Raw genomic sequence first — 14,563 nt, 5'->3', positions numbered from 1 at the left:
TTTATAGCCTAAAAGAATTAAACGGGGTTAGTTATTCCTCCAACAGACGTAATGGGCCAATCTAAAATCCTGAATTAAAATGGCAAAAAAAACCGTGTTTGATGAAACCCAGGTTTTTGACAGTCTAAAACCACCAAGTAAATGACTAAATGTATTAATGTAAATTACGGATGAAAGTTTTTGGTATCTTGAAAGCGAATTTCTATATGCCTAACCATAATTGAAAATTATTAATTCCAACACGATTACTGAACTGGACATCTTATCATAAGTCAGCAACACTGCCCTACTCACGAAGACTTGCGCTAATGACAGCGTACTGGAGCAGCTGGCCGCAGGTGTTGCCCCTGCAACCGGAGAGGTTTTCCCGCCCGATAGCCCCTACCAGCAGGCCGCAGTGATCAGAGCGCTCTATTTTGCGCTTGCCGAACTTAAAGTTTTAGCAGTTAAGGGAAAATAGGGACAGTTATGGACACCATCAGAAGATGAGGTATTGGTAAAACAGTTTAACGAAGGCAATAAGATCTCCCAACTCGCTAAACTACACGGACGATCTTATGGCGCAATTAAAGCCAGGCTTATCAAACTCGAAATACTATAAAAGTAAAAAGCCCAGTATAAGAACCGGGCAAAGATTATTAGTTCTTAAAGCATAAAATACTTAGACTAAACAAAGGTCTCAGCGAGACGCTAAGACCAGATTGGGTAAAAAGCCTTGGCACAATTGCGAGGCTAAGATTATTAAACTGTTAAGCACAAGTCAACCCGGTACACAGTCTTGCACGCTAAGACTTGCGCTAGTGAGGGTTATATTTTCCCATGGCAATATTATTAACAATTAATTTTCCCATACCCGCACCAATTAAATAATCATGATCATTAAAAGCAATTAAAAAATCATTATTTAAGTTAGTAATATAAAAAACAAATTTATAACAATTTTCAAAAATTTTAGTTAATACACCCCCATCATCGAATAAAAACATATTCTCATCGTCATCATGATCAAAGAACAAAACAACACTTTCTTTGTCAAAAATCTGATTGAACAACTCCCAAGCAAATTTATATCTAATACTATCACGATCTACAATATCCTCCCATAATGGGAACGAGTACTTTTCCTTATGGCAAAATTTTTCTAAAACAATCTGTAATACTTTTTTTGATTTTTCAACAGGCAATAGTACCAGTTCATAGTTAATTATTTTTGCAGCCTCTAAAACTTCATTACTGTGCGATATAATCATAATTACTTTTATTGTTTAACTTTCGATCTTCCAGCAGGAACTGCATCTAAAATAATATGGCCACTGTCTTGTTTATTTCCTTTCCCTCTAGTCTGCCATCCAATATGAGGGGCATCGGGGCCATCTGTATCGTGAGCATAATCAATACTAACTTCAGCCCCTCCAGCTGCTCTATATTCTACTGGAATAGACTTACCATACATTGTTTTACCCCATTTAGTCACTTTAAAATCTTCTCGATCTACACCTGTTTTCTTAAACGCATAATCCAAAACATCATTAAATGACACCTGTTGACTCCTAAAATCTTCATCTGCTCCGACTTTAAAATTATACCTCATTAGGTTTATTTTCCCGTTCCCTAGTCTCTTACTTGCTTCTTGAGCGTACTTATAATCCGAAGCAAATGCTTTTCCTGTCGCAAGTCTCTCCTTAACCTCAATTAGGTATTGTGTTGGAAGGCTAGAAGGATCACTTGTGAAAATCTGAAAATGATTTTTGGCTGCATTCTCGTAATTTTTCACTTGCTCACGCGCATTTTTTTGTCTCAACCAAGCACCTTCGTAGCCTCCATTTGGATCATTTGGAACTGGTATTAAAACGTTAATTACAACTCCAACTGTAGTTCCTAAAATCCTTCCGAATAAACCCGCACTCTCTCCTATTAGACTTGAACCACCTTGTGTTATAAGTCTGCCAGACTGATCAACTGCAAATTTAGTTCCTATTTCTTCAGCTTTTCTTAAAACAATTTTACTCGTTGCTTTAGCAACTTCTTTCGTCGCAGTTGCTTTCTCCAATCCATCAAGATCTATATTTTCAATAGGAGAATTACTAGCGAATTGATAAGTACTCAAATCGGGGTAACGATAACTTAAAGGGTCTGTACTTAAGAATTTCCCTATCCTTGGGTCATAGATCCTCATCCCGTAATCCTGCTGATTACCCGCACCTTTTACCTCATTATCGTTCTCCTTACCGTTAAAACCATAACGGTACCCTTCGACTCCGCTCAGGGTGACAGCTCGGCCCGGCATCTGCCCGCCAAAGGCATAATAATCGTTACTGTTAATTACATCAGCCTCATAGGTACCACCCGTTTGTAAACGGTTATCGCTTACTACCGCCATTACGTTACCCAGGTGGTTACTTAACTCAAAGAACTTAAGGCCATAGCTATTCCAAATGCTGCTGCCATTGGCTGTTGCTAAATTAAGGTTTGGTTTCCACATTCCCAAGCGGTTACTGCCATACAGCTGTTGCTCGCGCCAGTTGTTGGTATTGCCGGTATTATCGTACACGGCTAAACTGTTACCCTGAGCATCGCGTACATAATAAGTGGTAATGCCATTGTAAAGCTTGCTTACCCGGTTACCCGATGGATCGTAAGTATAATTAATGCCGCTGCTACTTTTGCTGATGCTCCTGATTTTACCGTAAATACTCCAATCTATATTACTGATGCCTTCTGCAGCATCCGTTTTTAAATTACCAATTTCATCGTAGCTATAACTGTTATTGCCAATATCATTTCCATTGGTTACGCCTACTGCATCGTTTAAAGCGACCAGGCGGTTATTTATGAGTTTGCCAGAAGCATCTCGGTTGTAGGTATAGCCCAAATTATCCATGGTGTTACCATTTTGGTTATTGCGCTGCAGGTTTAAAATATTGCCATTACCATCGTAACTAAAACCTTCTTTAAACTTATCGTTTGCACTGGCAAAACTCCAGTTGCCCGTACCAATATCGTGTTGGCGTACATTTTTAATGCGGTTTAACTGATCGTAGCCATAACTGTAACCCACAGTTGCCCCATTGTTTATTTTGGCAATGCTGTAGGTACTGTTACTGATATTCCCATTGAACAAAGGTTTACCAGTAAGGTCGCCATTTGTGCCCGCGTAGGTATTAGCAAAAGCCCCATTGCCTCCTATAGGACTATAATCGCCATTGTAATAACCCAGGCTATAAGCCAATGCATCTTTGGCGATGGTTGCATTTTGGCCAGTTCCCGCATCGGCACCCATTTCGATGGCTGGGTCTAATTTGGTTCCATTTACGCCTTTTAGCCAGCCCTGTAAGGTATAAGCATAATCTATGCCCTGTACTTTTTCTAGACTACGGCCAAGTTCCATCCTGGCCAAAGGCCCGTGCAGGTAATACTGATAACTTGCATCCAGGCGACGGCTGGGATCGGTTAAGGTACTGCCAAATCCATAGTTTACCACATTTGCCTGAGTGCTGCTCCATGCCGAGGTTAAACGGTTATCGGCATCATATTTATACTGGTAATAAAAGGCATCGTTCTGGCCATGCTGGTAGGCCAGAAAATTAACCTTGCCGCTAACTAAATCGTATTCGTAGTTTATTGTTTTTAAACCCAGTCCGTTAATCTGCTGGTATAACGTTTTAACATTACCGCTTACATCATAGTTATAATACGTTGCATTAATGGCTGATGTTCCTGTTGTTTCGCGATAAACACTGGCCGATACACGTTTACGGGTATTATTCTGCCCAAGGCCAGGGAATGTACCAGTACCGCTGATTACGCCATCATAATAAGTTTGGGTAATCTGCGTATTACTACCGAGGTTTATAAAGTTACGGTAAAAAGTATTGTCTACATAAGCAGGTTCGGTTAAACCACTGCTTGCCGTATTCTTCTGTCCTACCTCTTTTATCCTTCCCAATGCATCATAATCGGTATAGCTAAAGTTATTGTCCACGGCCTGTTTTGCGTTTTGCGAAATTACCAAACGGCTTAGGTAATCGTACCAGAACTTACTGGTACCGGCATCAGGAGTATATTGTTTTACTACCTGGTTAGTGGCGTTGTAGGCATAAGTGGTGGTTAACCTGTGTAAGGGATAGGTACCGTTAAATTGGGTTTCCAAAGTACTATTTTCGGCAATGGTGGTAGGTTCACCGGCAGCCGGTATGTTAAAGCGATACCAGGCCAGTGCAGTGCCATCTGCAACAGCAAAACAAGGACTCGCTGCATTGGCCGTAATTTCGCCAGCGGCCATTAAACGTCCGCTATAAATGCGCAGGTGTTTTAAATTGGTAAAATTGCGCGGCATATTAATAGGGTTGCTGGTAATGGTCCAACCACAACCTGCTGCCGGCGCACCCGCCACAGGACTGTATACTTTTCCGTTTATCCAGATCTGTAAAGCACCCCGAGCAAGGTCTGTTCCCTGTACTACGACATGTGTCCATGGTGATAATGGTAAAATATCGCTAACATTTGCTGTAACATGGTTACTTAGTACAATGCTGACATTATCTGATGCCGTTTGGTTTAAAGTAAAAACATCTACGTTAACCAAATTACCGTTTACACAGGCCTGTAACATATATTTCATATCAGGTGTGGCGGCAATAAACTGTTTGCCTCCGTCGGCATTGGTATGCAGCCACATTTCTACCGCGTTGTTACTATGCCCCTGTAAGGTATTACTCAAGGTTTGCAAAGCTGTATTCTGATCAGCTTCGGTGAGCGGGCCATTGTAATTACAGTTTTCGGGGTAGGCCTTTCTGCCACGCTGTACCAGTTCAATCTCATTATCGCTTAACAGTGATACCCCTTCTGGCGGTACTGTACGGATGAGGTTACCGGCCAGATCATAATAGTATAGTGTATAGTGGTAAATCTGCTGTGATGCCTTAAGTGTAACATTAGTCTTTGCAGCCGCACAGGTACTCACATAGGCATTAACGAATTTTCTTTTTTCTTCGTTAATGTAACTGCTGTATTGCTCGCTTCCTGTTCCATAAGCCTGATCGATCAATGTTTTTACACAAGCCATCGGATCGACCGGTGCGGCGACATAAGATGGTTCGTTACATAATAAGTCGCGGTTACTGGTACTATAATTCACGTAATCCTGGTACGACAGGAAAAAGCCGAATTTCTGGTTTAAATAGTTACTAAAAATGGTTTCGTAATTGGCAGATGCCAGATTTAGGGTATTTCCGAAGGCTGTATTTAATTCGGAAACAGCAGCATTATAAGCATTTCTAGATATACAACCATTTGCCCCTGCGTCCAGAAAAACTGGGAGTTTGATATCATTATCCAGCAGGTGTTTACAGTTGGTACAGCCTTTAATCAGGGTATTCAGCTCTGCTTCGGTTAAAGTCATTGCACCACCATAATGTGTTACCAGTGTATTGTAAAAACCTGGCGCACCATAACCAGGCAGGTTCATTAACTTAGCACAGATCGCATCTGTAGTAGCAGAGATAGAAACCTGGGTAGGTTGCTGTATCACCTCATGCGGATATGGCGAATCGATTAACCATGGGTTAAGCAGATCTGTAAACGTAGTAATGCCTAAAGTGTATTTAATTACATCGCCAAAATTCCTGGCTGCATTTCCGTTTATGTTTATGCTGGTTGAGCCTGGTAAACTGCTGGCGCCAAAAGGATGATCAAGGTCTCCTCCAAGATTACATAAAATGATTAAGTTATTTCTGAGTTCATCTATTTTTGAGGTGAAGTTGCCAGCTTCCAAACCTTTTTGAAGGCGCTGGATCCAGCCATCGGCACTACCCGTACAAGAAGTATTAACCTGACTGGCTAAAGCTGCATATTGCTCTGCTTTATACTGCGCTTCGGTTAAACCTGTTTTGGGAGCTATAATATCTGGGTCGAACCTACTCTTTTTTCAGCATAAATGGCCGGGCAATCGCTTACAGTACTTCCGTCACAAATGGGAATAGTCGAACACACATTTGCTCCAAAGACTTTATCAATACATTGAACTGCTATAACCCTCGGGAAACACAAATAATCTGGATTATTATAGTCACTGTAATATTCTTCATGCTTATACTCCCAGTAAGAACTCGTTTGACCACTATTTAAGTAGAGAACCTGTGTCATTGTTATACCAGTACCAATTGGATTGTTCCCATTGCTTATCTGAATTTTTAAATCAACACGAATATCTCTTGGCGCTGCAGTAGCAAGACCATTGGCATCTAAATACTGTAAATTTATTCGCCTTATAGTGTTTGAATACGGCCTGTTATTACAAATTATATTTTGTCTTGACACCTCAACATCATTCACATTAACACAGTACGATGTTGATACATTTTGTAATTGTTGTGTTTCTGAAATACTGGATTTTGCCTCAATTGCCTTTTTAGTTTGAGTTGTTGATGCTATATTAGATCCAGCATCTGTAAAATATTTAGCTACCCAAACATTTCTGTAAATTCTATAGTTTCCTTTTTCATTCTGGACAGCGAAATAAGGTTTAAATTCATATTCACCAAACTTCCTGAAGACATCAGCTACTGAGCTAACATTATTACTTTTTCTAGCTTGGGGCGTAGCGCTTTTATTGGTTTCATTAGGTGCTACTGTACTAACACTATAGATGTTATTACTATCGAAATCGGCTAAAACCCACTGCTCGCTCGAATTATTTGCCATTAATTGTTGTGTTATCTCACATGGAATTGGCCGTTCTAAATTATTAGTATTTGCTTCAACGGCTTTAAAAAGTGCTGTAGACTGTAGATCGCATGGATTACCGCCACCGCCACCGCCGATATAATTGGAACAGGAACTCAGCCACACATTGTTAAAAACACGCTGTTCTCCATTATAATAAACTGTTAAACAATCAAGAAACTCAGGAACGGTACTACCTGAACAATAACTTGGCAGTACAGCATCCGGAGAATAATTATCTATATAATAATCATAGCGATAAGGGTAATTGGTGACATAATAATGATTGTTGCCGTAATCACCATCAGGGGATATTGAAACTGAACTAGAACATACCTGAGGGATTGTTTCTGTGCAGGTAATTTCCCACACATTGGTATATCTTATCGTTCCTCCAGAAGGTACGCTTACCTCCAGGCAGTTATAAAACTGTCTGGCACCTAAATTGCTGCAGTTAATTGCAGGTGGCGCATTATGCGTTCCGGTAATGTAGGTATAAGTAACCTGCTGGTTATTAAGATAATCGAATGTTCTGTAGCTATTTGGTGAAAGTTGTTGACTAGTGCCTGGGAACACCCTTGTTGAGCAATCGCCGTTGTTAGTATAATCATACTCAGCACTTACCGGTTTCCCTATGGTACAAGAAGTAGCAGTATTACAGGTTTCTATATTTCTAAGTATCTCTATATATTTTGCTTTAAGCTCCAGATAATAATCACGGTAAAGCTGCCATTCGCGGTTTTCTACCCTACATGCATTGTTGGGGCTGCAGGTATTCCAGTTCTGTGCTGTTGTATTAACACCTAAATTGGTGGTACCGGTAGTATCAGCACAATAAAGTGCGAAATCGATAAAAGCATTGATATTTTTTACAGCAACATCGTTACGGCCTGTTTTTACCACACTAAAATTGGTGAGGTCGAATTCCATATTGCTCTTGTAAGTACTACGTGCAGGATCGGTAAAAAAAGGATCGGTATTGAGCAACCAGTTTATTGCATTATTGCGGTGATAGCCAATTGCTGCTGCCGTTTCTATCTCCTTTAAACTGTTATCCCATGCTTTTTCTCCAGAGTGGTTGATACAAAACTGTAATTTGCAATATTCGGGGTGGAAACGGAGAAACTGTTCTGCCCATTCTGGTTTCCAGTACCTCACCAAATCAGATAGTGTAAATGAAGCATCGTAAGGTGAGGTAATACTACCATCCTCCCTGGTTACGGCAGTATTGGTGTATAGCGGATCAGAACTATTCACGTTATCAAATACCCCATGTTTAAAATAAAGTTGTAGTACGTTGGTAGCCGTTTCCAAAAAGCTACCAGCATCATCAACCATGGCATATTGCCCGCCAGGTGAAACATCCAGTAACATCGGGTTACGGTAATCATCGCAAGGGGTAGCAGTGCTCACGCAACCTGCTTCGAGCGCAGCTACTTTGTTCAAAAGGTCATCATAAGTATCCGAAATAAGATTCTGATAAGGAGCCGGAGCTTCGCCAAGCTGATTAAGCTTAGCCACAAACATGGTTGTAAAATCGGCTTTGGTCCCAAGTTTTGTCCTTGCTGTTTTACAATCGGCAAAACAATCCTGAAAACGGCTTTCTACCAGATATTTCAAAACAAAATCGGACTGTTTTTTAAGATAAAGCGCATCCTGACCTTTTCTGACATATTCATCTGTAAAGTAATTGATTACTTTTTCGCTCAGGTTAAAATTAAAGGTGATGTAATATTCGCCAATCTGGTTAAACGCGGTTTCGATATTTCCGTTGTATATACCACCATCATCGCAATTGGATGTTTCAGTGCCAATTTTAACAGGGGTAGCGGTATTGTAAACAACTACATTGCAATTATCGCGTATGGTGATACTCAGTTCATAATAGCAATTGCTGCATGGTTTAAAAGCGGTACCCGGATATTGGGCAATCAATTTTTCTATATCATACTTTAAGGTAACCGGACCCGTTACGGATGCGATATAAGTGGTAGTTGCATTTAAGCTTAAACGGCTGGCATCAAAATTAAACTGTTCTGGTTTTAATATTTTCATACTAAGCTCTTGCGCAATAGGTTTGTTATCTAGGCTCGAAACGTTATCAGGTGTATTGCCCGTTAAAGCGGTTGCTATCGTTTTACCACTGGCATTAAGGTAGCTGATACTGATCTGTCCGTTTGGATCGATCACCATATTTTTAAGGTAATGCTCTGCAAAACCTACATCATTACCAAATAGCCTATCCAATTCCCATTGTTCTGGTTTAGCATAAAAATATCGGGTGGTGTGCTTTTCGCCAGTACCAGGCTGAAAAGTATAACCAACACCTCCCTGTAATTTTATCCGCCCGGTGTTATCAGGTGTATACTGCGTTACCGACAAAGGATAACCACCTGCATCTGGAATATATTTATTAAAGGATGTTAGGTTTTTAAACTGGTTTTGTGATGAATAATATTGAGATGCTCCTGATGATATATTTAACGCCGTTGGTAAAGGTTCGCAATTGGCAGCATTTAAATCGGCATAACTGTATGGCAAATTACTGGCATTCTTATTAAAAGATGGGAAATAATGCAAAGCTTGATTGGTTGTACTTTCCCTAACCGGCGCAGGTAAAATACTCGCTGCAGCACGCCCAAACTGATCATAAACGTTCTCTTGTACAACAGCTACATCATCACTATTATTAAGGGTTACGGTTTGGCGCCCCCTCAGCGATCCATCAAAATAACTGACTACCTCTTTCTTTTTGCCCTCTTCGGCGTAAGTAGCAGAATATTGCCAGTTTAAATTTTCCTGATGCCAACTCGGCTCCCATATCGCATAGCTATTATTATTATCCTGTTTGTAAAACCATTCGCCAGTATTTCTAAGCCCATCTGTAGTGTATTGCACCTGCCTCATCCTCACCAGGATATATTTGGCACTGTATAACAAAGATATGGTATAATTATTTTCGTGGGTGGTTATCCGTGTTGCGTTGTTTCTAAATATAGTTCCGATGTCATCATTCGAATATGCCCCACTATTAGATTTTAATGCATCTGCGATCGTCTCCCACTCTGATCCGCCATCAATACCTACCCATTCTATATCGTATTCTTCTGCTCCAGGTACCAAAGTCCAGCTAAGTTTTAATTGATTGTCCTGAACAGTTCCAACACTTAATCTTTGCAGGCCTTTACTTTTGACCTGTCCTCCCTGTTCACCATTGATACCCAAAAACAGATAAGGTTTAAAAGCATATTTACGGTCGATATTAATCATACTACTTAACTGCAATACGGGTGGCAACTGGGCTCCAAACTCAGGACTGTTAATAGATATCACATATACTTTTACATAATATCCGTTCTCGAAGCTATAAGTATCGATACCTTTATAAACGGCACCCGCATTTTTGTCATAATTTACCTTAAGCTCTACCTCGTTAATTTTGGTTGCATCCATTTGTGCTGGCGAACTAAAATATTCGATCCTTACCTTTAAGCTGCAACTAAATGACTGGCTGATAGACTGTTCATCCAAAACCTGTAGATTAATGGAATTTTTAACCGAAATATTGGTAATATCAGCCCAGTTAAATGATGTGTTTTTAAATTTCTCGTCTTTTACTAGTAATGAATCGCCAACTTTAATGGAACCTTTCAAGAAATTTTGATAGGGCTCTACCGCTGCAAATGCATATTGCTGCAGCAATACCAGTAAAGAAACCACAAAAATAAAACGGAGCGTTTTTAACATAACTAAATTATTTCTTAATAATATTTTATTCCAATCAGGCATTATTACCTAATTATTTTCATCTCAATAATTTGAAAACACGATACCGTGTTTCGCCAGACAACTCGTTTAGCTGTTTTAACCTATTGCCATTCATTGAGTAAGGGCAAAGCGTTAAGCTACAACTATAGGCCTATCTCTATTACTTCATAATCGCTATAAGCGTGAACAGCTTTAAATCCTTTATCTGTTTTTGTAATTATCCTTTCAGTAGATAGCAGTTCTGCCTGATTCAGATCACTTTTTTCAGAATATTTCATAAAAATGGTTTTATCCAATTTTGTATTTAAAGGATCATCCAAGTTGCTTAATCTGATAAAAACTTCAGTTGGTTTAAATGTTTCGCTATTAAAAGTGATGCTATACTCTTTACAGGTTACATGATGGAGGTTTAGCAATGATATTTTACGGAATCCATCCGGTGCGGGCATTTCTACAACACTATATCTTTCTTCCCTTAAGCGTTCAACCAGTTTATCCATCTGGGGGAACATTAACTGTGGATTTATACTTTTGTGCGGCGAAAGCATGATTTTTTTTGCTGTCCGTCAGCCTGCACACAATAAGATTTCGTATTTATCATTTCTACCAGATTCATCTTGTAGTAAAAGCTGCTGTCTCTTTTTATAAAACAATAAGCTGCATTATTGATATTCGCCGAACTATCTTTACCGTCATGAACACTTAAGGTACCTGATATGGCAAGTTGATCTGAATTAAAATCGATCGCTTTACCAGCTAGTGTAAAGAGCTTTAGTTTTGCTGTATCAATGTCAATGGTTTCAACAGTATCTTGTACGGCCACTAGTTTCACTACACGCTTATTTGCAACTATTTTAGCACTTGCAAAAGCAACAAACAAAATCGCTACAAAGCCTACTGATGAAAAGATTATTTTTTTATTTAAGGTTTTCATGTTTATAAGTTCTTTTTTCTGTATGATGAGCGGTTTTCTTTAATGGTGGCAATGCCTCTTTCTGTTTCTTTCTTCACACGGCTCAGTGAACCTTCATCATCATATTCGTAAAAGGTTGCAAAAGCATTTTCATCCAGTTCGGCCATCAATTTAAAATTACGGCTATCGTAAGCATACGATTTTAATAGGGCGTCTTTTGGATAGATTCTAATATCGTCTATATAAATTCCACTATAGTTGGCTTTCAGTACAAAATCCATTTTTGGATATCCACTTACCTGTGTATTTATCCGTCCTTCAAGTAATTTCCACCCTTCTACAACGGCTTTGAAGTTTAATGTTACCGGATAACTGTAATTATAATATGGCACCTGGTAATAAGCGCTGATATTGACACTTTTGTTAGTAGGCTGATTATCCTTTACCCAAACATTAAATACATATTCATTGCCCTGAACCGGCTCAAAACCGCGGGGTAGTAAACCATAATTATTAAGCAGGTTAAATTCGCTATTGTTGTTCCGTGTAAGGTAGGGCATAGTTTTTTGCTCCCTATTGTGTTTTATTGTAGAAAGCACAACACCATCCGTTGTTAACGCCAGGCTATAATTACCGGAGTGAGAAAACGAATTCGAAATAGCCCCATATAAAGGCTGGTTATATGGCTTCGAAACAAATTCCTTAACCACACTGGTATCAGGCATAACAGCATGGCGCCCGCGGTCTTCAAAACTATTGACATAGATTTCTCTGTTTCTGGCATTGGATGCAACTGCCGATGGCAATTCGCCTTTAAAATCAAAACTAGCTACACTATATCGGTTTAAGGCATCTTTATTTTCTAACTCCTGCCCATATTTATCGTACTGGGTAATGATATTGGATGTGACCCATCTCAGCTCTCCAAAATTTTCGACCAGATTTACCCAAGGAAAGCCCACATTCCAGTAAGATTTAAAATTCTTAAAGTACCCGGCATTAGCAACGTTCATACCTTTCTTTCCTGAAGAAAAGATATTATCATAAGCCCTGTTTTCCTGATATACTTTTTGTTGATTTGGCCGCCAGTTACCCTTTAGCCCTTGTATAAAAGGGTTATAGAAAGTATCATAAGTGAAATGCCATGTTTTAATGCCATTAATCGTCCTAAAACTTTGTATATTATAGTTATTTGCAAGAGAAGACGTTGAAAATATTGTTGCAGGTATATTAGTATTCGAAGCAGATAGAACATTTTGTATGTCATCCCGGTAAATTTCAACACCGATACTTCCCGGGTTACCTGACCAGTTGTTGTAAGCATTAGAAATATTATATCCTTCCACTTCAATTTTATGTGTTCCCGCCGTTAGATAAACAGGCACAATAGTCCAGTATAAATAAGTTTCGGGAAAGCTTACAGCGGGTAATAACAGATTGTTATCTATGGTGATTTTAATCCTATCATCACCTGCAAATCCAATAAAATAGTATTTACTAACCGGAGCATCAAACGTGGAAGTAAAGCCTAAAGGCTCAGCCAAACTTGCAGGGATACTTGTATCAGGCCAAATCCCAACATTGCTTAATCTGGAGTTTAAATAATTGTTACTGAAATAATAATAATAATCTGGATTTCCACATGGAGCATTAAAAGAGTTACCTTCAGCATCGCAAGGATTATAAAAACGTGATCCGGAGCGACCATGCTCAGTATTATACCCAGCAATTCTGAAATTGAAAGTAGAAGAAGTATTCTCAATACGGTCTGTTACCTGTCCCAAACCATCTATCGGCCATTCATCATCATAAGTGGTAACCGATGCAGATAATACCTTCATGTGGCTTAGATCACCATTAATATTTAGTTTATTATTTTTTATCGGATTATTTATTGATACAATACTCTCCGTTCCGGCAGATAAAAGATTTCTATAGCCAGAGCGCACTACCTTAAAACTTATAGCTACTCCTTCTCCTGTAATCGATTTTAATACTTTACCGCTGCGATCGATCAGTATTTTTGATGGTTCCAGTAGATTGATGGCAATTGTATTAGGATTGGTAGGGTTACCATTATAAATTGTACTTCGGTTATCTGCAACCCAATAATGCGTCCCTGTTCCCAAATTAACTAATTCGTCTCCCTGTGTTAATAAAGCCCAATAAACGTCATTAATTTCATGTAGGTTATTCAAAGAAACATTTTTAAGAGTCATCCCTAGGTTCTGGTAGGCTCCGCCCATTTTTAGGTAGGCCCAATAAGCAGGTAAATTAAGCGAGTAGTAATCTTTATTAAACTCATTTTGGGTTTTAGTTATCAGTGCCTCACCAGTTACGCCATCATAAGCTACATTTTCTACTGCAATAGAAGAACCATTTTCCTTTTTAATTACTTTCTTAACCAACCCGTTGGTTTGTATCACTTTGACGGCACAAGCCGATCTGAATAGCTTATATTCGTTATTACTATTAATTGGAAAATGTGGAATTACCAAAGGGAAGAAAATGAAAGGTATCACATCTACCCCCAGGTTTACAGCAAGCCCTGAATTGTTTGTTTCTTGTTCCCTAAAATCGGTATAAAACTCTATATCCCTTCCTATTATGCCAGGCTTAACATTTCCGTTGGCTTCTACTATGCTAACATTGTTATTTAACCTTTTCTCTACAGCATCTTGATCATCAACCTGATAATAATATTCAGTTGAAGAAACATCGGCAGCAGAACTATTAAATATCCTGGTTGCCTTGGGCTTTCCATGCATGTCGTTCAGTTCGATACTATAGCCCTGCGACATTACCATTTCTTCTACGCTACTGGTTTGAATAAGGGAATAACTGTTTTGCGGTTTAGGATTATATTTTTTTAACGGCAAAATATTCACCCTCACCGGAAAATCTTTAGCGGTATAAAACTCATTAACAATGTAACCGGTTTTAGGAATCTGATTAGATGGCAAACTCGCGCCTACTTCGAGATCTTTAACAGTTACTTTACTGTAGCCAATACTGGGAGAAGGATATAATGATTCTCCAAAAGGTGCTTCTAATTCAAAATAATTATTGATCGTTCCTTTTATTTTCTGAATGTAAGGCACTGGCTGTTTCAAGGCATTTTCATCATTACCTATAGATGGTTCGTAAGTAGCTACCCCA

7 protein-coding genes are annotated in these 14,563 nt (G+C 39.1%); 1 reads left to right on the top strand and 6 read right to left on the bottom strand.

Annotated elements, in window-relative coordinates; all coding sequences use genetic code 11:
* Positions 1-493 precede the first annotated feature (493 nt).
* Positions 494-601, top strand: a complete 108-nt coding sequence (locus tag ACQ86H_RS09960) for a helix-turn-helix domain-containing protein (RefSeq protein WP_431294720.1) — start codon at positions 494-496, stop codon at positions 599-601.
* A gap of 196 nt (positions 602-797) precedes the next feature.
* Here ACQ86H_RS09960 and ACQ86H_RS09955 read toward each other — a convergent pair whose 3' ends face one another.
* The 6 genes from ACQ86H_RS09955 to ACQ86H_RS09930 form a co-directional block, all read right to left on the bottom strand.
* Entirely contained in the window at positions 798-1,250 is a 453-nt protein-coding gene (locus ACQ86H_RS09955; RefSeq protein WP_431294719.1) for a hypothetical protein, read from the bottom strand.
* A gap of 8 nt (positions 1,251-1,258) precedes the next feature.
* Positions 1,259-5,773: a polymorphic toxin type 47 domain-containing protein gene (locus ACQ86H_RS09950; RefSeq protein WP_431294718.1), complete on the bottom strand. Its 4,515-nt coding sequence runs from the start codon at positions 5,771-5,773 to the stop codon at positions 1,259-1,261.
* Between the two features lie 122 nt (positions 5,774-5,895).
* Positions 5,896-10,470, bottom strand: coding sequence for a DUF6443 domain-containing protein (locus ACQ86H_RS09945; RefSeq protein WP_431294717.1), 4,575 nt, complete (start codon positions 10,468-10,470; stop codon positions 5,896-5,898).
* A gap of 164 nt (positions 10,471-10,634) precedes the next feature.
* Positions 10,635-10,991: a hypothetical protein gene (locus ACQ86H_RS09940; protein ID WP_431294716.1), complete on the bottom strand. Its 357-nt coding sequence runs from the start codon at positions 10,989-10,991 to the stop codon at positions 10,635-10,637.
* 23 nt (positions 10,992-11,014) lie between these two features.
* Complete coding sequence (locus ACQ86H_RS09935) at positions 11,015-11,425, bottom strand: hypothetical protein (RefSeq protein ID WP_431294715.1); 411 nt, start codon at positions 11,423-11,425, stop codon at positions 11,015-11,017.
* A gap of 2 nt (positions 11,426-11,427) precedes the next feature.
* Positions 11,428-14,517 carry a hypothetical protein gene (locus ACQ86H_RS09930; protein ID WP_431294714.1) on the bottom strand — a complete coding sequence of 1,030 codons (3,090 nt, stop codon included), beginning with the start codon at positions 14,515-14,517 and terminating at the stop codon, positions 11,428-11,430.
* Between the last annotated feature and the right edge of the window lie 46 nt (positions 14,518-14,563).

The organism is Pedobacter sp. P26 (genome assembly GCF_050632135.1).
Classification (GTDB): domain Bacteria; phylum Bacteroidota; class Bacteroidia; order Sphingobacteriales; family Sphingobacteriaceae; genus Pedobacter.
Note: the sequence above shows the minus strand (reverse complement) of the source record. Positions and strands in the feature narration are given on the sequence as shown.